At 43.2% G+C, this 21,384-nt stretch carries 14 protein-coding genes and 1 riboswitch; of the genes, 10 read left to right on the forward strand and 4 right to left on the reverse strand.

Going from position 1 to position 21,384, the window contains the following annotated elements:
- Positions 1–10 precede the first annotated feature (10 nt).
- Complete coding sequence (locus ACSLGF_RS15725; protein WP_456007084.1) at positions 11–826, reverse strand: transporter substrate-binding domain-containing protein; 816 nt, start codon at positions 824–826, stop codon at positions 11–13.
- 239 nt (positions 827–1,065) lie between these two features.
- On the opposite strand from ACSLGF_RS15725, the gene ACSLGF_RS15730 reads away from it, so the two are divergent.
- A complete protein-coding gene (locus ACSLGF_RS15730) occupies positions 1,066–1,395 on the forward strand; it encodes a YckD family protein (protein WP_456007056.1) in 330 nt (109 codons plus the stop codon).
- A 46-nt stretch (positions 1,396–1,441) separates the two neighbouring features.
- On the opposite strand, the gene ACSLGF_RS15735 is transcribed toward ACSLGF_RS15730, so the two are convergent.
- Positions 1,442–2,209, reverse strand: a complete 768-nt coding sequence (locus tag ACSLGF_RS15735) for an MBL fold metallo-hydrolase (protein WP_456007058.1) — start codon at positions 2,207–2,209, stop codon at positions 1,442–1,444.
- Positions 2,210–2,325: 116 nt separating this feature from the next.
- On the opposite strand from ACSLGF_RS15735, the gene ACSLGF_RS15740 reads away from it, so the two are divergent.
- Positions 2,326–2,745, forward strand: coding sequence for an Lrp/AsnC family transcriptional regulator (locus ACSLGF_RS15740; protein WP_456007060.1), 420 nt, complete (start codon positions 2,326–2,328; stop codon positions 2,743–2,745).
- Between the two features lie 24 nt (positions 2,746–2,769).
- Positions 2,770–3,576, forward strand: a complete 807-nt coding sequence (locus ACSLGF_RS15745; protein WP_456007062.1) for an aminoglycoside N(3)-acetyltransferase — start codon at positions 2,770–2,772, stop codon at positions 3,574–3,576.
- Position 3,577: 1 nt separating this feature from the next.
- Here ACSLGF_RS15745 and ACSLGF_RS15750 read toward each other — a convergent pair whose 3' ends face one another.
- Positions 3,578–3,964 carry a competence protein ComJ gene (locus ACSLGF_RS15750; protein ID WP_456007064.1) on the reverse strand — a complete coding sequence of 129 codons (387 nt, stop codon included), beginning with the start codon at positions 3,962–3,964 and terminating at the stop codon, positions 3,578–3,580.
- A gap of 208 nt (positions 3,965–4,172) precedes the next feature.
- Entirely contained in the window at positions 4,173–4,601 is a 429-nt protein-coding gene (locus ACSLGF_RS15755) for a NucA/NucB deoxyribonuclease domain-containing protein (RefSeq protein WP_456007066.1), read from the reverse strand.
- Between the two features lie 367 nt (positions 4,602–4,968).
- Between ACSLGF_RS15755 and ACSLGF_RS15760 the strand changes: the two genes are divergently transcribed.
- The 7 genes from ACSLGF_RS15760 to ACSLGF_RS15790 all read left to right on the forward strand — a co-directional run.
- Positions 4,969–7,038 (forward strand): hydantoinase/oxoprolinase family protein, encoded by a 2,070-nt coding sequence (locus ACSLGF_RS15760; protein ID WP_456007068.1) that lies wholly within the window; start codon positions 4,969–4,971, stop codon positions 7,036–7,038.
- Positions 7,028–9,013, forward strand: a complete 1,986-nt coding sequence (locus ACSLGF_RS15765) for a hydantoinase B/oxoprolinase family protein (RefSeq protein ID WP_456007070.1) — start codon at positions 7,028–7,030, stop codon at positions 9,011–9,013. Before ACSLGF_RS15760 ends, ACSLGF_RS15765 begins: the two co-directional genes overlap by 11 nt.
- Positions 9,010–10,089 carry an ABC transporter substrate-binding protein gene (locus ACSLGF_RS15770; protein WP_456007072.1) on the forward strand — a complete coding sequence of 360 codons (1,080 nt, stop codon included), beginning with the start codon at positions 9,010–9,012 and terminating at the stop codon, positions 10,087–10,089. The genes ACSLGF_RS15765 and ACSLGF_RS15770 overlap by 4 nt, the downstream gene beginning before the upstream one ends.
- Before the next feature lie 8 nt (positions 10,090–10,097).
- Positions 10,098–11,189 carry an ABC transporter ATP-binding protein gene (locus tag ACSLGF_RS15775; RefSeq protein ID WP_456007074.1) on the forward strand — a complete coding sequence of 364 codons (1,092 nt, stop codon included), beginning with the start codon at positions 10,098–10,100 and terminating at the stop codon, positions 11,187–11,189.
- Complete coding sequence (locus tag ACSLGF_RS15780; RefSeq protein ID WP_456007076.1) at positions 11,189–12,058, forward strand: ABC transporter permease; 870 nt, start codon at positions 11,189–11,191, stop codon at positions 12,056–12,058. The genes ACSLGF_RS15775 and ACSLGF_RS15780 overlap by 1 nt, the downstream gene beginning before the upstream one ends.
- On the forward strand, positions 12,051–12,854 hold the full coding sequence (locus tag ACSLGF_RS15785; RefSeq protein WP_034320747.1) for an ABC transporter permease: 804 nt from the start codon (positions 12,051–12,053) through the stop codon (positions 12,852–12,854). Before ACSLGF_RS15780 ends, ACSLGF_RS15785 begins: the two co-directional genes overlap by 8 nt.
- 368 nt (positions 12,855–13,222) lie before the next feature.
- Positions 13,223–13,314, forward strand: a riboswitch (cyclic di-GMP riboswitch).
- Between the two features lie 147 nt (positions 13,315–13,461).
- A partial coding sequence (locus ACSLGF_RS15790; protein WP_456007078.1) for an amino acid adenylation domain-containing protein occupies positions 13,462–21,384 on the forward strand: 7,923 nt, incomplete at its 3' end.

The following is a 21,384-nucleotide window of genomic DNA, read 5'->3' on the forward strand; positions in this document are numbered from 1 at the left end:
TTGCGGCTCCTTATTTGGAAATGTCGACATCTTCGACATCAGCATCAATTTTCTTTGAGACGTCTGCATGATGAAAGAATTTCTCAGAAATCTTTTTCATAGTTCCGTCTTTTTTCATGTCGTTTAATACACGATTCAATTCTTTTTGAAGCTCTGTGTTGTCTTTCTTCATCACAAAACCTTGTTCATTCGGCATGTATTTCAAGTCAGGGTGTATCGTAATATTTAATTTAGGAAATGCAGCAAGAGCCAGTGTTTGCAAGTAATAATCATTTAAAATGACATCTGTTCGGCCGTTTGCGACATCCTTTAAGTATTGCTCGTTTGTGGCATTATCATAAATGACTTCCTTTGCACCGTACTTACGGGCGACATCCATGTAAATGGTCGTTGCAGCACCTGCTGCTTTCTTGCCTTTTAAATCTCTTAAAGTTTTAATGCCAGACAAATCATCTTTCCGTACGATAGCCGTTCCGTAGGAATATTTATAAGGAGTTGAAAATGCAAACTTATCCTTCCGGTCATCTGTGATGTCGATATCGTTTGCAGCGGCATCCACTTGACCAGAATTAATGGCACTCAGCATCCCATCATAGCCCATTTCTTTAAATTCTACTTTCACGTCAAGGCGTTTAAAAGCTTCTTTGACGACTTCAACTTCATAGCCAGTCAGCTGATCCTTGCCGTTAGATGTATCATGGTAAGACGTAGGATAAAGGGTGCCTGAAGTAGCAACCACGATTTTCCCTTTCTTTTGAATCTGATCCCACTTTGATTCTCCAGACTCAGATGAGCCTGATTGACTGCAAGCAGACATGACAAGCATGAGAGCAGACACAACAAGCAACACCCATATAGGTTTTCTATGATAAAAACGACTCATTTAAGAATCCTCCTCTATTTTTTATACAAAACAAAACATAGCACGCTTTTTCAGTTAGGACAACGTTTTCAGACGAAAAGCGAAAAAGTAAGAATATTATGCGCAATTTGATGTTGTGAAAGAATGTATAAAAAAGGAAGGAGCGTACAAAATAAATTCGAATAAAGGAGGGAACAAAAGATATGAAAAAAATAAGTGGCTTGATCTTATTATCAATGATGCTGTTATTTGGTTTTCATATGGAAACGGCTCATGGAGAAACACCACAAATGGAAAAGCGTCCAGTGACACATCAAGTAAAATTAACGACAGAACAACAAAAACAAATCGAAAAGCTTGAGCAGCAAATTCTTTCGAAACGAAAAGAAGTCATTGAGAAATATGTTCAATATGGTGTGTTAACAAAGGAACAAGGCACACACATCACGAAACGAATGGATGAACATTACAATCACTTAAAAAATAATGGATTTGTTCCACTACTGAAAAAACCACAGCACCATCAACCATAATGATGAAACCGGCAGCGAGGTGCCGGTTTTATCTTGTTTATCGATCCTATCTGAAGGTGAGAGTCTCACCATCTTTAGGGACAAAAATAGCTTGATCTGCATGATGTTCATGAATGTAAGCTTCCAATGCAGCTCTTGTTAACAAGCAATGATTCACAGCTTCAAGATGACAAGCGATCATTTGAGCATTTGGGTGAGAGCGGTGAATGTCTAAAATCTCTTCCTTGGTCATTGTGATCGGATCGCCTTCTAAAAATTGAGCAGCCCCACTATTGACCACAATGACATCTGGCTTGCATGTATTCACAACCTCTTTCGGCTCATCACACCAAATGGTATCACCCGCAATATAAAGGGTAGGTTCATCAGGATGAGAGAAAATAAAACCGCTGACCTGTCCCATCCGTTTTGCAGTTTCCCCTGTCCCATGCTGCCCGTCTGTACGTCTAATATGAACACCACAAATGTCCATTTCATCTTCAATGCATGTGACATGCTGGAAGCCAGCTTCTTTGACTTCTTTTCGATCCTTTTCCGATTGAGTATAAATTGGTTGATCTTGAGCTAATGTCTTTTTCGCCTCGTCGTCAAAGTGATCCACGTGTAAATGAGTGAGCAAGACAGCATCCGGCTGTAACATCTTGTCTAAATCAATGTTTACAGGCAGATCCACAATGGGGTTGTTCAAATGTTGATTCGCTGTATGAGGGAACGGTGGATATGTTCCTTTGGCTGCTAAAAAGGGATCGATTAAGAAAGTTGACTGACCATAGTGAAGGTATAAAGTAGCATTACGAATGAGCGTTATTTTCATCAAAAAGGCCTCCTTTTTTTCTGATTAAGTTTACAGTATATTAAAAGAGCTTCATGTGAAAGAGGATCATGAAAGTCTTTCAGCGGAAGGACTTGATTTTTGAAAGAGGTGAGCCAATGCTAGATCAGACAGATATGGATATATTAAAAGAACTCTCAAAGAATAGTCGATTGACGATGAAAGCACTTGGTGAAAAAGTTCATTTAACCGGTCAAGCGGTTGCAAATCGTGTGTTAAAGCTAGAAGAAGAGGGTGTCATTGAAGCCTATACCATTTCGATCGATTGGCGGACACAGAAGACCATCCAAACATTTATGCAGATCTTTACCCGAAGCCATCATCATGAACCGCTTCTGTCGTTTCTTCATCAAAAGGAAGAAATCAAGAACCTGTTTAAAATAAGTGGAGAGGGCTGTTATATGGCCGAAGGACATTTCTCCAGTCATGATGAGCTTGATCAGTTTTTAACGGAGCTGACAAAATACGCAAATTATAAATTGTCTATCGCGGTTAAACGTCTCATTCATCAGGAATAGAAGAGACGCAGGAGGAAAGCAACAATGCAAAAATTAATTAAAAATCAAGCTGAACCGATGACAAAGGAAAGAATCAAAGCAGACCTGGTTCAACTTGGTGTGAAAAAAGGCATGATTTTATGTGTTCACTCATCCTTATCATCTATCGGCTGGGTGAATGGAGGTGCTGTAGCCGTCATACAAGCATTAGTGGAAACCTTAACAGAAGAGGGAACACTGGTTATGCCGGCACAAACGTTAGAGCTGTCTGATCCCGCCGATTGGATCGATCCGCCCGTTCCCTATTCATGGTGGAAATCGATCAAAGAGACGATGCCTGCATTTGATCCGGCTTACACGGCTCCAACAGCAATGGGAAAGGTAGCGGAAACATTTTGGAAGTACCCAGGCGTGGCGAGAAGCACTCATCCCAACTTTTCATTCACAGCTTGGGGGAAAAGGAAACATGAAATTCTGAAACACCATGCGCTTTCTTATGGTTTAGGAGAAAATTCGCCCCTTGGGCGCATGTACGATCTTGATGCTCAAGTGCTGCTGATTGGTACGTCATTTGAGAGCCATACAGCCTTCCACTTAGCTGAATATAGAATCTCTCAGCAAGACCTCATGATACGAGGGGCCCCTATTTTAGAAAATGGATGGAGGGTATGGAAAGAGTATCAAGATATCATGACAAGAGAAGAACTATTTGAACAGATTGGTCGTGATTTTTTACATTCAGGATATACCCATTACCGTGGTCAAATCGGGCTTGCCAATTCGTATTTATTACCGGTAAGAGGATCGGTAGACTATGCGGAAAAGTGGCTTGAACAGTACGACCAGTCATGATCTACACAGTCTGAAAATGAAAGTAATAGAGATCTTGATCAGGTTGTTGTGAAGTATAGCAGGTGAGCTGATAGTCTCCTTTTGGAATGGAGAAAGACAGAACCTGTGCCATGACGCTTGTGATATGAACTTGATCGCTTGAATGTGTAAATGGCACCGTTATGACTCTATCAAAGGATGCTGGGGGCTCATTTTCATTTAATGTCACGAAAATAAAAGCTTGTCCATTGTTGACGCCTTCAAAAGAAACACCCTGATCTCCAGTTGCGAATCCTTGAAGAATGTCATCATCTGTCCAATCAATCACAGGGGGTGTATCGCTTCCAGCGTATACGGTGATTTGGTGATAGGAAATCGATAAGGAATAGGTTTGATTTAAGTCATTCATATAAAAAACTCCTTTATTCATGGATTTACGTTGAAAAGTGAATGTTTGAAAGAATGAACTTTGAAGAGAATGTTATGTTAGGCAGCAAGACGATTGTCACCGTCTTGCGCTACTGTTTGAGGGGTCTAGATGTGAAATTGTGAGACCATTTCTTTTAAGTCTCCTGCTAAATGGGCAAGAGCTTCTAATGTAGAAAAGATGAATGGGACTAATCAATGATAAATTGAATTTTTGTGCCATCAGGATCATCTGATAATTGATGACTTACCCAAGAGCCTGCCCCTCTGTTATCTGAAGGACGTATATATTTAACAGAAGCTCCTGTGCCTCCTTCTTTACACATCGCCATCGGCCATTCGTCCCGGTCATATCCGCGCTTTGTCGGGATGCCGCGAAGTGAGCGGTCTCTCTGCTCATCGCTATTTTTACGATCAATTGTACAAATGGAGGATTGACCTTCCTCAATTGCCTCTTCTATGTGCTTCGCTGTTTCTGGATAACGATCTGATGGAAAGTGAATGGTTTTGTCGTAAGATGAATTCGTCGTCTCTTGTTTACTTTGCTCCAGCTGGATATAGCCTGTTGCTACACCAATGACAATCAATAAAAGCAAGAGAATGGTTTTAAGAAGTTTCATAGATGCTAGCTCTCTTTCTTTTTTGCGTATTTTGTAAACAGAAGTATAGCAGAATGACTTACCAATTTCTCCTGGTTTTGAAAAAACGTCTTTTAAAGTTCGAAAAACGTTTTTTAACCGTTTTCTCTCCCTTCATATTTGTAGAAATTCATAAAAATTTTAATTTTGCTGCTCATAAAATGATTATGCTTATGCAAAACGGCTTTATCACTGCTTTTTGGGCTAATTTCAAGAATTTAACACACAGAAATTTTTAAAAAATAAAATTGACTAGACCGATATGCTTTAATAATATGGAGTCAAATATCAAAAAATGTCGTAATTTATCAAAATATGATTCCATTTACATTGCAGGAGGGAAGTACAAATGGCGGATGTCTCTTATCGGCTCGGAATAGACATAGGCGGAACATTTACTGATTTATCGCTGATGAATGAAGCAACAGGGAAGCTGACCGAACTCAAAACACCCACAGTGACAGATGACCCAGCCCAGGGAATTATTAATGGGCTAAATCTTTTAAAAGAAAGAGATGTCGATTTATCCAAAATCCAATATCTCGTACACGGCATGACAATCGGTCTTAATACATTATTGCAGCGAAAAGGAGCAGATTTAGCCCTTTTCGTGACGGAAGGTTTTCAAGATATTTTATCACTACAACGTTTACGACTACCCATTCCTTATGACTTCAATTCTCGTTTGCCAGAACCATTGATACCACGAAAGCATGTATATCCAATCTCTGAAAGATTGATACACGATGGTACGATCAAAAAACCTCTCCACCTGCAGCAATTAGATGGTGCTGTCCAGCAGGTCATATCCAAAAAGCTAGCAGGTATTGTCATTTCTTTTTTACATAGTTATCAAAATCCAGTTCATGAATTACAGGCAAAATCCTATATCAACCATCATTACCCGCAGTTAGAAGTCCTTACTTCATCTGAATTATGGCCTCAAATGAGGGAATACGAGCGTACAGTGATGTCTGTTGTCAATTTGTACATTCAACCAAAGGTGAAACAGTATTTACAAACATTGAAAAGCCGCTTGAAAGAAGAAGGTGTACCAATTTCTCCATACATTACGCAATCAAATGGCGGTTTAATGGATGCAGAAAGTGCAGCAACCTCACCCGTTAAAACCCTTTTTTCTGGTCCGGCAGCTGGTGTCATTGGTGCAGCAAGAATTGCAGCATCTGCGAACGAATCCAATCTAATCACTTTTGATGTTGGGGGTACAAGTGCGGATATCTCGATCATTCAAAATGGGCAGCCTACAATGGCCCAATCAAATCAGCTTTCAGGTTTTCCTATCATTCTTCCATCTGTTGCGATGTATTCAATAGGAGCAGGTGGAGGTTCTGTTGCGTGGATTGATCAGGGCGGACTTCTAAAAGCAGGACCGGAATCCGTTGGCTCGCAGCCGGGTCCAGCTTCGTATGGAAAGGGAAAGAAAGCAGCTTTAACCGATGCGTTTCTCATATGCGGTTATCTCAATCAAGAACGTTTTGCCGGAGGACATTTACAATTGCAGCTGTCTGCAGCGAAAATGGCCTTTCAGCCAATTGCGGATCAGCTTCATAAAACGATTGAACAGGCGGCTGACCAGCTGATTCAAGTAGCTGTAGCCAATATGTACACAGAATTAAGCAATGTCATGGAGCAGCAAGGGTTTGACCCGAGAGATTTTAGTTTGCTGGCGTTTGGCGGTGCAGGACCTGTTGTGGCAAATTTCCTTGCAAGAGAAATTCATGCAAAAAATGTGGTCGTTCCTCCAAGTCCTGGCACATTATGTGCGTTAGGTGCTCTCACAGCTGATTTTATTCATGATGCGGTGTTGTCTAAGAAAATATGTTTACAAGACTATACGATAGAGCAATTAAAACAAGATTATGAGATGCTTTCGCGTAAAGCGACTGATTGGTTCAGTCAGCAAAACATTCAACATATCAAACAGACGTCTATTCTATTATTGGCCGACGCACGCTATCAAGGGCAGGCATTTGAGATTGAATTGCCATTATCGGCTGATTGGCTGAGGCAAGAACAAGACATCCATCAACTCACTGAAGCATTTCACAAACTGCATAAGCGTCAATATGGACATAGGGACGATCAGGCGAACATTGAATTTACGCATTTACGAGTTCGAGTCATAGGCGAGACGCCGCCCCTGCCTTTCTCTTCTGTTCATGAGAGCAGCGGACAGTCTTTGAAGCCGCATGAATTTAGACGTATCTTTATAGAAGAAAAAGAGTACGAAGCATCTGTTTATAACCGAGAAACTCTGTCAGTAGGTTCTGTCGTAAAAGGACCTGCCATTATGGAGCAGGATGATACGACAACATTGATCCTGCCAAACTGGTTAGGCAGGATTGATCCATCAGGAAACTTAGTAATTTCAAGGGAGGCGGATTTACATGAGAACTGATCCAGCAAAGCTTGAGATGATGCGCAGTTACTTTAATGCGATCGCATCAGGCATGGGGCATGTCATTGAGCGGACGTCATTTACGACCTTCGTAAAAGAATCTGCTGATTTTGCAACAGCATTAGCCACGCCTTCTGGAGATTTCTTTGTTTATCCGAAGACAGTCGGTGTGACGATCTTTCTAGGGCTGAGCCTAAAAAAAGCGATTGAAGAAAGCGGACCGATGCAGCCAGGAGATATTATCATCACAAATGACCCTTATACGACAGATGGTTTAGCGACTCACCTGCCAGATGTCCATATCATTAAGCCCATTTTTGTAGATGGTGAAATTGTAAGCTATGCCTGGTCTTTTGTTCATGTAAGTGATGTGGGCGGACTTGTGCCTTCGAGTATTTCACCGACTGCGACGGATGTTCATCAAGAAGGATTAAGAATACCGCCAGTGAAAATTTATGAAGGCGGAAAAGAGAATCAGGTGGTTCGTACCTTTTTAAGAGCCAACAGCCGGACCAGTCATTTAAATGATGGGGATATCAATGCGATGATTGCCGCAGTCAATACAGCAGATAATCGGTTAAAAGAAATGATTGAGAAATTTGGCAAAAATGAAGTGAAACAAGGAATGTTTGACCTGCTGAAGCAAGCCGAGGATCGTGCAGGGAAGGTCATTGAAGCAATTCCTGATGGAACGAGCGAATTCGCTGATTATTTGGATGATGATATGATCTCGGACGTGCCTATCCGATTAAAAATTAAGCTAACGGTCAAAGGAAAAAAGCTGACGCTTGATTTTTCTGAGTGTGACCCGCAAGTAAAAACGGCCTTTAACCTTGTCACCAATGGTCAGAAGCATTCCTTCCTATATCAAGGATTGATTAATTACATCATTAGTAAAGATCCATTTATACCGATCAATGGTGGGATTACATATCCAGTTGAAGTGATTTCTCCTAAAGGAACGCTTGTACATCCAGAATATCCGGCTTCTGTCGGTATTCGGCATTCGATTACGATGAGGTTGTACAATGTCGTGTTAGGCGCCATTGGTAAACTATTACCTGAAGCAGTACCGGCAGCAGGTGCTGGTCAATCTGCCATTGTTGTTCTCTCTGTTCCTGATGATGATACAGGAGGTAGGACAATGTCTGTTGTCGAACCGTTAGGCGGAGGCGGCGGTGCTCAAAAAGGGACTGATGGAGTAGATGGTATTGATCATTCGTCAGGCTTTTTAAAAAATACACCGATTGAGAGCTTGGAACAGCATATTGATATTCATGTTCACCGGTATGAGCTGCTGCCGAACACAGGTGGAGCGGGAGAAAATAGAGGCGGACATGCGATCGGTTTGGAATTTGAAATGATCAAGCCTGAATCTATGTTGACAGCACGAGGAATGGAACGGATGAAGTTTCAACCTTGGGGATTAATGGGCGGCCGAGCGGGAGCTGTTGGTGAGGTAAAGCTGATCACAGCGAATGGAGAAAAACAAGACCAGCCAAAAATAGATGTCCTGCGTCTTGAAAAAGGCGATATTGTTCAATTGGTTTCACCAAGTGGAGGAGGCTGGGGGGACCCATTTGCTAGAAAGAAAGAGAAAGTCCTTAAGGAAGTGGAAGCAGGTCTTTTAAGTGAAGAACGAGCGCTGCAGCAATATGGTGTCAAAGTCTATCTAGACCAAAATGAATGGAAAATTGACGAAGAGCAGACTAGGTGGCTTCGCGAAAAGATTGATGATGATACTGACGTCGTGTGGGATTTTGGAGAACAAAGAGCAGCTTATGAGAAAGTATGGACGGACGAAGCAAGCAGCGAACTTGCTATTCAGCTGCGTTCATACTCAGCTAATGAACGTACGCACTATAAACATGCGGTTCATACTCATTTCAGTCATAGACATGAACCGTTAACAAAGACAGATATTATTCAAGCACTTCGTCAAATGAATGAACAAAAAGGGGGAAATGAATCATGAAAAGAAGATTAATCACTATTTTTGCAGGCATCCTATCAATGGTTCTACTGCTGACTGCTTGCGGTGGACAGGATCAAAGCAAACAGCAGCAGACTGTCATCGTTGGCGTATACGGCGGCGATTGGGAAAAGAATATCAAATCAATCCTTGAAAGGTTTGAAAAAGATACGGGAATTAAAGTTCAAACCGTCTCTGGGGCGGATTCTGAATGGTTTACGAAATTAAAAGCATCAAATGGTAAAAATCCACCGTATGATTTGCTGATTTTACAGCCTGATACGATTCAAAGAGGCATTGCAGCAAACGTACTTGATCCTATTGACGTAGATCAAGCGCCGAATGTGAAAAAACTTTATCGTTCTGTTCAAAAGAAGCTCACTGTTGACGGAAAACAATATGCAGCAGGCTTTAGTATGGGGCAGCTAGGGATTGCTTATAGAAAAGACCTTGTCAAGCAGGAGCCAAACAGCTGGACAGACCTATGGAGCAGTCAGCTTAAAGGGAAGGTGGCTATTTCTTCTCCGACCTATTCAGCCGGCTTGCAATTTTTCTCTGCACTTGTCCACGCTCAAGGGGGGACAGAATCGAATCCTAAGGATATCGATAAAGCGTTTAAAAGCCTATCACAATTAAAAGGGCATGTAGCTGCTTTTCCAGATAACCCAGGGTCTATTCAAACTTTGTTAGAACGTGGTGACGTGGTGGCAGTTCCATATTGGGATGGCCGATCATTTGCCCTTGAAGAAGCAGGGATGGATATTGGTTTCTCATATCCGAAGGAAGGCGCTGTTGCAGCTGTGGCGAGCTGGGCTTTAACAAAAGGAAGTCAGCATGAGGAAGCTGCTTACAAACTATTAAACTATTTAAGCGGAAAAGAAGCACAGGAGGCTTTCTCGGAAAAATCTTATTATGGCATGTCGAATTCTGATGTGAAATACGGTGACAAGATTAAGGGGAAAGTGAAGGTTGGAGAGAATTATTATAGCAAGCTGACTTGGGTAGATTACGAAACAGCGACTTCGGAGCTTGGTAATTGGACAAATCGATGGAACGAAGTATTAGGCGGAGGAAAATAGGTGATCGCATGAGTGGAATCCATTTAGAACACATCAGCCAGCATTTCGGTGAGCAGATTGCTCTTGACGATGTCAGTCTTACGGTGAATGAGGGAGAGTTTTTCTCCCTTCTTGGCCCTAGTGGCTGCGGAAAATCAACGTTATTAAACATCATTGGCGGTTTTTTAGAACCGACAAAAGGAGTCGTCTATATTGGCGATCAGGATGTGACAGCTTTACCGCCTTATCAAAGAAAAACGGGTATGGTCTTTCAGAGCTATGCGCTTTTCCCTCATCTCACTGTATTTGATAATGTGGCATACGGGTTGAAGGTTCAAAAGAAAAAGAAGGCAGAAATCAAACAAAAGGTCATGGAGAGTTTATCTCTTGTTCAATTGGAGGAATATGCGAAACGTATGCCGCACCAATTAAGTGGTGGTCAGCAGCAGCGGGTGGCAATTGCGCGGGCGCTGGCCATTCAGCCATCTGTTCTCCTTCTTGATGAACCTCTCAGCAACCTAGATGCAAAACTAAGAAAAAATATGCAGACTGAGCTTCGAAATATTCAAAGGAATGTCGGGATTACGACCATTCTCGTGACACATGATCAGGAAGAAGCCTTAAGCCTATCTGACCGGATTGGGATTTTAGGTGAGGGAAGAATTCAGCAGATTGGGACGCCTTTAGAGGTATATCGTCAGCCAAACAATCGGTTTGTCGCTGAATTTATCGGGCAGGTCAATCTATTTGAGGCAGTGTATGATGAAGCTGGTTCCACATTCACTGTTCCACATTACACCCAGTCAAACGGGCAGTATATTCAGTTAAAGCCTGCGGCGCATAAAGAAAAGAGAGAGAAGTATTTACTCATGCTGCGTCCTGAGAGAATCAGCATATCTTCTGTCAAAGAGGAATTTCAGCCAAACCATGTCACAGGTGTTTTAGCAGACGTCAGTTATATCGGGCACTCATTACGTTTGGTCGTGGGGCTTGATAAAGGTGAAATCATAGTACATGCATCAGATGCAGCATTTCCTCAGCTGCCGGAGGTTGGAGAAACCGTCCATATCAATTGGCAGCCTGAAGATGTCGTTTTCTTAGATTCAAAGGTGCATACGTGATGCGAATCAAAAAAAAGAATCAACGATTTCATTGGTTTATGCTGCTGCCAGCCTGTTTGTTTCTTGTTGTATTTCTTCTGGCTCCACTTGTGATGATGTTCGTTCTCAGTTTTCGTGATGTTGATTCGATGATGAATACATTACAAACGTATAGCCTTTCTCAATATATTCATGTGTTCACGACAGATGCATATGTGAAGGCGATTGTTAGTACGGTGTGGGTGGCCTTGCAGACAACGGTGATTTGTTTATTGATGGCATATCCCGCAGCGTACGTACTAGTCAAGGCACCTAACCGACGGCTACGGGCATTTTTCTATATCTTACTTGTATCACCGCTTTTGACAAGTGTTGTTATTCGGACGTTTGCATGGATCGTTCTTCTCTCGCAAAATGGTCTGATTAATGGCATGTTACTAGATTTACATGTGATTGAGCAGCCGTTATCTATGCTCTGGAATATGAATGCGGTGATTATGGCTTATGTTCAAGTCATGCTGCCTTTTGCGGTGCTTCCTATCGCAACAAGCTTAACCGATATGGATCGTCATTTAAGACTGGCTTCTATGAGCCTTGGAGCTGGCCGTATTCGAACCTTTTTTCATGTGACTCTACCACTTACCATTCCAGGTATGATCACTGGAGCGATTATTGTCTTCTCACTAGCAGCAGGGAGCTATATCACCCCGCTTTTAGTCGGCGGAAGGCTGCAGCCGCTGCTGCCGCTGTCTATTTATCAGCAGGTCATGCAGGTCTATAACTTGCCTCTTGCTGCTGCCATGTCGTTTACTTTGTTGGTGTGTGTGGTTGTGGTGGTCAGTCTATTAAGCTATCTATTGAAGCGTTGGGAGGCGAGGATGCATGCGTAAAAAGTCAATTGGTGACCGCTTGCTTTCGATCCTGATTTGGACTGCTGGCTCATTGGTTTATCTCTTTTTAACCATACCTGTTCTTGTCATTGTCCTTTCTGCTTTTAGCCCGAATGCTTTTCCTGAATTCCCACCTACATCGTTCTCAGTTCGTTGGTTTCATGAGGTCGTGTCAAACCCAGAATGGATGGAATCTCTGCGTATCAGTGTCATTCTGCTACTCATCGTGACGCCTCTTACTGTTCTTTTAGGAACAATGGCTTCGTATGCTTTAGCGAGGCTTTCCTTTAAGGGGAAGGAGGCCATCCAAGCCTTTATTTTGTCACCTCTCATGATTCCTCAGGTGGTGTTAGGGATTGCAATGCTTTATTTGTTTACAGCTATGGGCTTTACGGGTTCTTTGTGGGCGCTAGTCATTGGTCACGTCATCATTGGTTTTCCATATGTGGTTCGAACGGTAGGCGTCAGTGTCTCGAATCTTGATCCACGACTTGAGCTAGCTTCAATGAATCTTGGCGCAGGACCCATTCGCACATTCTTTCGAGTGACACTGCCTTTGATCAAGCCAGGGATCATTGCAGGCGGAGTGTTTTCAGCTGTGACGTCATTTGGGGAAATATCGATCAGTTTGTTCGTCTCCTCTCCCCAAACCATTACGATTCCAGTGAGGACGTTTAATTACATTGAACAAACCTTTGATCCAAGTGTCAATGCGATATCCGTCATATTTATTATCATTTCTATCATTGCGTTGCTCATTATTGAGAAAACGATTGGTCTGTCTAAGGTGATGTAAATATAATGAAGAAACAAGGAGCTGTCATTTGAAATGGCAGCTCTTTTTGTATTGTTTTTTATGGTAAAAATTTTCAAAGTTTCAGGGAATATAGTTCTTAAGATTTAAGAAATTACGGGGAATGAAAGGAGACCTCTCTCCTACATTTTCGGTCATATTTGCAAAATTTAAGGGAAAACATGAAATTTTTGCGGTGTTTAGTCGATTATTTTCGGTGATGCGCAACTATTATTAGTTATTTTCGGTAAATATCGTAAATTATGATGTGATCCCTTCGGTATAACGCATGAATCTTTACACCCATTTTTCGGTGAAAAAAACAATAATTTCATATAAAGTGGACGTAAATAGAAAATATCTAAAAGAAAAGAAGAAAAAGGCAAATCTATGGAAACGTAGAGACGCAAAGCCATGTCCTAAGGTAAAAGTTGCTTTTTGCTATGGTCGGCAGGTTACCGAATCAAAATGGGAGTCCCTCCGTTTTATTCGGGGTGGGCTCCTTTTCCGTTATTTCATCTATTTTAATGAAATAGACTTGGTTCTTTTGATATAGAGGGTGCAGGGTATCACGTTGGTGGAGAAAACATAGAAGAGGCGGAGGATAAGAATGAATACAGTTTATTACCCCTTAACACATGCGCAAAAGAGAGTATTCTACACGGAAAAATTTTATCCAGGTACAAGTATTTCTAATTTGGGCGGATTCGCCAGGTTGAGATCGGTATCAGGTCTGAATCCCTCTTTGATCGTTGACGTTCTTCAAGAGTACATTCGCCAAACTGACTCTCTTCGTTTAAGGCTTGTGTATCGAAATGAACAGGGGGAGCCTGTTCAATATATCAAACCATATGAGAAGCAGCCGATTCGCATGGTGAAAGGCTGGAGTGAAGAGGATGTGAGGGCTTGGGCGAACGAGCAAATCCGTGAGCCGATGCCGTTGATTGACAGCCCCTTGATTGAATTTACGGTCTTTCAAATCAGTGATCAAGAGTGCTGGCTGTTCTGTAAAGCACATCATATTGTGGCAGATGGTATTTCCATTATCTTGATGGGAAATCGCATCATCGATTTATACCATGACATGCTGCACGGGGGAGACATTTCGCCAGTTGAGGAGATTTCCTTCGTTGATCACATTATGAGTGAGCAAGCCTATGAATCTTCTAAACGTTTTCAAAAAGACCAAGCTTTTTGGAACGGGCAATTTGATCATATTCCAGATTTCGCTTCTTTAAAACCGCATAAGGGATACGAGATGAGTTTACATGCGGAGCGATTTTCGGGGGATATCCCAGATTCTTTGAAGGAGAAGCTTCGTGTCTTTTGTGAAGAACAGAAAGTCAGTATGCTTTCTATGTTTATGTCCACTGTTTATATTTACTTACATCGATTTAGCGGCATGGAGGACGTGGTCCTTGGAACCTTTATGGGCAACCGGACGAATGCCAAAGAAAAAAAGATGATTGGTATGTTTGTTTCTACGATCCCAATGCGCGCATCTGTTCATGGGTCACAATCCTTTCTTGATTTCGTGAAGCAGGTCATGGCGGATCAAATGAAGATATTGCGTCACCAAAAGTACCCTTATAATCTGCTCATGAATGATTTGCGAGAAAGAGAAGGGTTTACAGGGCGCCTTTTTGATATTTCTTTAGAATATCAGGTCATGCAGTGGCAGAAAAAAGAGAATCTGTCTTTCATTACTGAACCGATTTTTAGTGGGAGCGGAATGAATGATATTTCGATTCATGTGAAAGACCGCTGGGATACAGATACATTGACCATTGATTTGGATTACCGTACAGATTTATTCAGTGAAGAAGATATGAGTAAGATGTTTGATCGGTTCACGATATTGCTGGAAGCGGCGGTCTCTCAGCCTGATCAGCTGATCGGGACATTGCCTTTACTTCCAGCAGGTGAGCAAAAGGAGCTGCTGCAATTATCTGAGGGAGAATCGTTTGAACTACCAGCAGCGAAACCGGTTCATCAGTTATTTGATGAGGCAGCAAACAAGTATGCAGAGCGGGCTGCCGTTGTAGCGGAAAATGGAACATTGACTTATGGTGAGCTGTATCAAAAGGCAGAAAAGCTGGCACGATTTTTACAAATGAAAGGTATTTCGCATGATGTACCTGTTGCGGTTTTAATGGATCGAACGGCAGATGCCATGGTGGCGATCTTCGGCATATTAAAGGCTGGCGGGGCGTATGTACCGATTGATCCGGCATTACCTGAGGAGCGCATTCAATTTATTGTAGAGGATTCAGGTGCTTCCATCGTTTTAACAGAGGAATCGTTAGCTCAAAAGTACCCAGCCATCTCGGAGAAAATGATCGTGCAGCAGCATATTTTATTAGGTGATGACCTGATGCCTGAGCTCGTAGATCAGACGGCACCCGAGGATTTGGCTTATATGATTTATACATCGGGTACGACTGGGAAGCCAAAGGGCGTCATGATTGAGCATCTTCAGCTGCATCATTTGGTCCATGCTTTGCATCATGAAATGTATCAAGAGGCCAGTGAGCTTCAAATGGCGCTTCTTGCACCATTCCATTTTGATGCATCGGTGAAACAAATCTTTGCTGCCCTTTTATTTGGGCATACGCTTCATATCGTCCCAAGAGAATCGACGAGAAATGGTGTTCAGCTAGCGGCTTATTATCAAAAACATCAAATTGAAGCAGCGGATGGAACGCCGGCGCATGTGCAGCTTTTACTTGCAGCGGATTTGAGCGGGCTGTCATTGACTCACATGTTGATTGGAGGAGAAGCACTCCCTGCGAAAGCGGCGCAGTCTCTGATCGAAGCTGTTCGTATGAGTCAGCCTGATTTTAATCTATGGAATGTGTATGGTCCGACAGAGACGTGTGTGGATGCGGCGGTTCATCGCCTAGACCTCAATGAACTGCGGGAATTATCTGAACAGCGTTATGTCTCGATTGGAAAGCCGCTTGGACATCACCGTATTTATATTTTAAATGAACATGATCAATTGCAGGTGCAGGGGGCTGCTGGAGAGCTATGCATTGCGGGGATAGGTGTTGGACGAGGCTATGTGAATCAGCCTGAATTGACGGAGCAGGTATTTACGGGCGACCCGTTTTCTCCACATGATCGAATGTATCGAACAGGGGATCTCGTCAGATGGCTTCCAGATGGCACGATTGATTATCTTGGCAGAATGGATGATCAAGTGAAAATTAGGGGTTACCGCATAGAAACAGGCGAAATTGAATCGGTGATGGAGCAGGTAGAGGGAGTCGGTCAGGCTGTCGTACTTGTGGTTGATGAGGCGGATGGTGAAAAAGCGTTAAGTGCTTATTACCGGGTCCAGCAAGAAGGTGTGTCAGTGGACACGCTGCAAGCCGCTATCAAACAGCAGCTTCCTGCTTATATGATGCCTCTCTATTTTAAAGAACTCGATGTATTTCCACTCACAGTAAGCGGAAAAGTCGACCGGCGTGCACTCGCCGCATTAAAAGGAGACAAGGCTGTCAGTGCTGTTTATGTAGCGCCTAGAAACGATGTGGAAACGGAGCTTGTTCGTTTGTGGGAAGAAGTTCTTGATCAAGAGAAGATCGGTGTATATGATTCATTCTTCGATCGAGGCGGGCATTCGCTCAAAGCGATGACAGTACTCACACATATTCAGCGGGCTTTTCAAGTAGAAGTGCCGTTGTCTGTTTTATTTGAACAGCAGACGATTGCCGCATTGGCCGCCTATATTGAGCAAGCGGAAAAATCCGCTCAAACGGTCATACCGAAAGCACCGATTGCCGCCGATTATCCGTTGTCACTTCCACAGCAGCGCGTCTATATGGTGAGTCAATTAGAGCAGAAGCAGAGCATTGCATACCATATGCCAGCTGTTGTGCGGTTAAAAGGAACACTGCAGCGAGAAAAGCTGACTGAAGCCTTTGAAAGACTGATTACACGTCATGATATACTGCGCACTTCTTTTCATACAATCAAAGGTGTCCCTCGTCAGCGGGTAGCTCCATCAGTGCCATTTCAAATAGAGCAGCTGACAGGCGGCACGATGCAAGAAAACATGCAACAATTTGTCAGGCCTTTTGATCTTGCGTGTGCACCACTTCTTCGTATTGGCTTGCAGTCATTACATGATCAGGAGCACCTGCTCTTTTTCGATATGCATCACTTGATTTCAGATGGTCTTTCGATCGATTTGATGCTGCGTGAGCTGTCAGATGCTTACGAGGGATCGGTCAAAGCGCCATTGAAGCTTCAATATCAAGATTATGCTGTATGGCAAGAACACCAGGCAGATCAAGGTTTTCAAAAAGAAGAGGCATTTTGGCTGCAAGAATTTTCGGGAGATATTCCCGCTTTACAGCTGCTAACAGATCATCAGCGTCCAGCTGTTCAATCCTTCGCAGGGGGTCGTGTAATCAAAGAAATAGATGAAACGTTAAAAGATCAATTACAGGAGCTTGCAGCAAATCATCACACGACACTGTATACGGTTCTGCTTTCTGCTTACTATACATTGCTTGCGAAATACACAGGTCAAAAGGAATTTGTGGTCGGGACACCAACAGCAGGGCGTGTGCATGCAGATCTGAATGACATGATCGGCATGTTTGTCCAGACACTTGCTTTGCGGTCAGAGGTTGATCCGAACAGAACAATGACGCAGTTGATTGAGCATGTAAAGGAAAAGACGATGAAGGCGTTTGAGCATCAGCAATACCCATTTGAGCGGTTGCTTGAAAAGCTGAATGTGCAAAGAGATTTTAGCCGCCATCCATTATTTGATACCGTCTTTACCCTGACGCCGGATCATTCGCCAGCCCAGCATATTGGAGAAATGAAAGTCGAAGTCGAAGAAACCAATTTCCATATTGCGAAATTTGATTTAACACTGCAAGCGATGGAGTCAGGTCATGGTGTATCCTTCGTTCTCGATTACAGTACGGCCTTATTTAAACGAAGTACAGCAGAGCAGATGCTCAAGCATTATGTTTATCTTTTGGAGCAGATGGTCAAAACGCCGGAGAAAGCCATTCGTTCCTATCGTTTACTGTCTGAACAAGAGGTGGAAGCTCAACTGAATAGGTGGAACCCGTTACCTACGCCTTATCCTGCGGAAGAAACCATTGTGACGCAGTTTGAAGCACAGGTGCAGCAACATGGTCAAAAACCTGCACTGCAATGTAAAGGTGAGGTTCTTTCTTATCAAGAACTGAATGACCGAGTGAACCAGCTGGCTCATTATTTACGTGAAAATGGTTTTGAAAAAGGGATGAAAGCGGCCTTATTCTTTGAACGATCCAATGAGATGGTGTTGTCTGTTCTCGCTGTACTAAAGGCGGGCGGTGTCTATGTACCCATCGATCCCGATTTCCCTGATGAGCGCGTGAAGTACTTTTTGTCAGATAGCGATGCACAATTTTTACTGACACATCAGGTGCTGCGTCATCGCTCGGTGCTCACTGCTTTTGAGGGAACAATTATAGAAACAGAAGATCAGGCTGTTGATCAGCAATCAAAAAGAAATACAGCTGTACGTGTTTCACCTGAGGACTTGGCGAATTTGACCTATACATCTGGTACAACAGGCAAGCCTAAAGGGAACATGGTGACACACCGGAACATTTTGAGAACGGTGAAGCAATCGAATTATCTCACCATTCATCATGAAGACACGGTGATGAGCCTCTCAAACTATGTATTTGATGCCTTTATGTTTGATGTGTTTGGTGCTTTATTAAACGGAGCGAAACTCATTGTTCTGCCAAAAGACAACATTTTAAACATGAATGAGCTTTCTGGAGCGATCGAGAAAGAAAGAGTCAGCATTTTAATGATCACGACAGCTCTTTTTCACTTACTCATTGATATGAAAAAGGACAGCCTGAAGAACGTAAGAAAAGTTCTGTTTGGAGGAGAACGTGCTTCTGTGCCTCATGTCGTGTCAGCGCTTGAAACGGTTGGGGAAGACAAGCTTGTTCATATGTATGGACCATCTGAAAGCACGATTTTCACCACGTATTATCCTGTGAATCGCATTGAGGAACAGGCGCTATCTATCCCAATCGGAAAGCCAGTGAGTCAAACAGCTGTTTATATTGTTGATGAATTTGGGCATGTGCAGCCGCCAGGTGTTGCAGGAGAGCTGTGTGTCGCTGGTGATGGACTGGTGAAAGGATATTATGGGCAGCCAGAACTCACAAGCGGAAAGTTTGTCAAAAATCCTTTCCGTCCTGGTGAGAACATGTATAAAACGGGTGATCTTGCACGTTGGCTGTCAAATGGAGATATTGAATTCATCGGACGGATCGATCATCAAGTCAAAATTCGAGGACAGCGAATTGAACTTGGAGAAATTGAACACCAGCTGCTGCGACACCCGCAACTGAAGGAAGCCGTCGTAATTGCAGCATCAAATGATACATTATGTGCGTATTTCACAGCAGAAGGTTCTGTCTCATTGTCTGATTTACGTGAGCAAGTAGGACGTGAATTACCTGTATATATGATACCGGCCTTCTTCATGCAATTAGACGAGCTTCCGCTGACGGGTAACGGCAAGGTAGACAGACGGGCTTTACCGGCGCCTGATCTAAGTGAGCACGCAGCAAATGAATACGTCCCTCCTCAATCGGAGACAGAGCGTTCGTTGGCACACATTTGGGAGGAAGTACTTGAAGTGCCGCAAATCGGCAGGCACGATCATTTCTTTGAATGCGGGGGCCATTCGCTGCGCGGCATGAAAATGCTGAACAGGCTGTACGAAGAGATGCAGGTGGAGCTCACCTTGAAGTCTTTATTTGAATCCCCAACATTAGAGGCATTTGCCCTTGTGGTTGATCAAGCGGATCAAAAGGAAATCAAGCGAGTGGAGAAAGTGGAAGAGGCGGCCTATTATCCAGTGACGTCTGCTCAGAAAAGACTGTACGTTCTGGAGAAAATGACCGATGCTGAGCAAAGCTATCATATGCCAGCTGCCTTAAAGCTTGAAGGCGTATTTGATGAAAAACGATTTGAAAAAGCCATTGAACAGCTTGTTCGTCGTCATGAAGCGTTCCGTACAAGCTTTGATTTTGTTCAGGGTGAACCTGTTCAGCGGGTTGAAACAAATGTCTCTGTAGACATTGAAAAAATCGAAGGGAACGGCCGAGACATTCAGCAATTAATGAATGACTTTATCCGACCATTTGATTTAGAAAAAGCGCCTCTACTCAGAGTGGGTCTTGTGTCTGTTTCCGTAAATGTCCATTATTTACTGATTGATATGCATCACATCATTTCAGATGGTGCGTCTGTCGGTATTTTAATTGAGGAGCTTTCAACCTTGTATCGAGGAGACAAGCTAGAGGACTTACCTGTTCAATATAAGGATTATGCTGTTTGGTCAAAAAGTGAGGCATCTGTTGCGCAAAAAGGTGCTGAACAGGCGTTTTGGCTGGAGCAATTACGCGGAGAACTGCCTGTACTGGCATTGCCGGAAGACCTGCCAAGGCCAAAAGTGCAGACATTCGCAGGAGATCGCATCGCATTTACGATCGATGGCTCGCTTAAAGCACAATTGGATGAGCTAGTCAGGTCACTCAACAGTACGACTTATACAGTCCTGCTTGCTTGCTACAGCACCCTTTTAAGCAAGCTTGCGAGACAGGAAGATATCATGATCGGTTCTCCGGTTGTGGGCAGAACCCATCCTGATATTCAATCGGTGATCGGCATGTTTGTGAATACGCTGGCACTTAGAACGAAGCCAGCAGGACATCAGACATTTGCTGAATTTGCGTCAAATGTTCATCAGCTTGTGTTAGAGGCAAACGAACATCAGCTGTACCCGTTTGAAGAATTGGTGGACCAAGTGCAAACGGTTCGAGACACAAGCCGCCATCCAATCTTTGATGTGGTGTTCTCAATGGAAAATGCGGATATCCGTGACTTGTCGATGGATGGACTTCATATTATTCCACAGCCATTCGAAGAGAATATTGCTAAATTTGATTTGACCTTAACTGGAAATGAATCTGCTGATCAAATAGAGCTTGTGTTTGATTTTAATTCTTCTATCTTTCAACAGTCGTCGATTGTGAAGTGGAAAGAGTATTTCCTTTACTTGATTGAACAAATGGTGTCAGCACCAGATCAATCGTTAGATCAGATGCAATTATTATCACCACAGCAGCAGCGAAAACTGCTCGGCGAATGGTCAGGGCCTGTCCTGGACGTTCCGTCAGATCAAACCGTTCATGCATTGATTGAGGCACAGGCACATGGAGCACCTCATCAAAAAGCGGCAGTCTTCTGCGGAACCAGCTGGACATATGAAGAACTGAATAACCGGGCAAATGTAGTCGCTTCAAGACTCATCTCAAACGGCACAAAACCAGGAGATCGCGTCGGCATTCTCACCCGCCCATCCCTTGACATGACGGCCGCCGTCCTTGGCGTTCTCAAGGCTGGTGCGGCATTCGTTCCGATTGATGCCGATTATCCAGCGCAGCGCATTGCGTACATGCTGGAAGACTGCGGGGCAGAAGTGCTT

It is taken from the genome of Bacillus sp. A015, from assembly GCF_053851875.1.

What these genes read in the sequence shown, in the direction of transcription:
- ACSLGF_RS15725 (WP_456007084.1), bottom strand. Translation starts at nt 826, where the DNA reads ATGCTTGTCATGTCTGCTTGCAGTCAATCAGGCTCATCTGAGTCTGGA.
- ACSLGF_RS15730 (WP_456007056.1), top strand. Translation starts at nt 1,066, where the DNA reads ATGAAAAAAATAAGTGGCTTGATCTTATTATCAATGATGCTGTTATTT.
- ACSLGF_RS15735 (WP_456007058.1), bottom strand. Translation starts at nt 2,209, where the DNA reads ATGAAAATAACGCTCATTCGTAATGCTACTTTATACCTTCACTATGGT.
- ACSLGF_RS15740 (WP_456007060.1), top strand. Translation starts at nt 2,326, where the DNA reads ATGCTAGATCAGACAGATATGGATATATTAAAAGAACTCTCAAAGAAT.
- ACSLGF_RS15745 (WP_456007062.1), top strand. Translation starts at nt 2,770, where the DNA reads ATGCAAAAATTAATTAAAAATCAAGCTGAACCGATGACAAAGGAAAGA.
- ACSLGF_RS15750 (WP_456007064.1), bottom strand. Translation starts at nt 3,964, where the DNA reads ATGAATGACTTAAATCAAACCTATTCCTTATCGATTTCCTATCACCAA.
- ACSLGF_RS15755 (WP_456007066.1), bottom strand. Translation starts at nt 4,601, where the DNA reads ATGAAACTTCTTAAAACCATTCTCTTGCTTTTATTGATTGTCATTGGT.
- ACSLGF_RS15760 (WP_456007068.1), top strand. Translation starts at nt 4,969, where the DNA reads ATGGCGGATGTCTCTTATCGGCTCGGAATAGACATAGGCGGAACATTT.
- ACSLGF_RS15765 (WP_456007070.1), top strand. Translation starts at nt 7,028, where the DNA reads ATGAGAACTGATCCAGCAAAGCTTGAGATGATGCGCAGTTACTTTAAT.
- ACSLGF_RS15770 (WP_456007072.1), top strand. Translation starts at nt 9,010, where the DNA reads ATGAAAAGAAGATTAATCACTATTTTTGCAGGCATCCTATCAATGGTT.
- ACSLGF_RS15775 (WP_456007074.1), top strand. Translation starts at nt 10,098, where the DNA reads ATGAGTGGAATCCATTTAGAACACATCAGCCAGCATTTCGGTGAGCAG.
- ACSLGF_RS15780 (WP_456007076.1), top strand. Translation starts at nt 11,189, where the DNA reads ATGCGAATCAAAAAAAAGAATCAACGATTTCATTGGTTTATGCTGCTG.
- ACSLGF_RS15785 (WP_034320747.1), top strand. Translation starts at nt 12,051, where the DNA reads ATGCGTAAAAAGTCAATTGGTGACCGCTTGCTTTCGATCCTGATTTGG.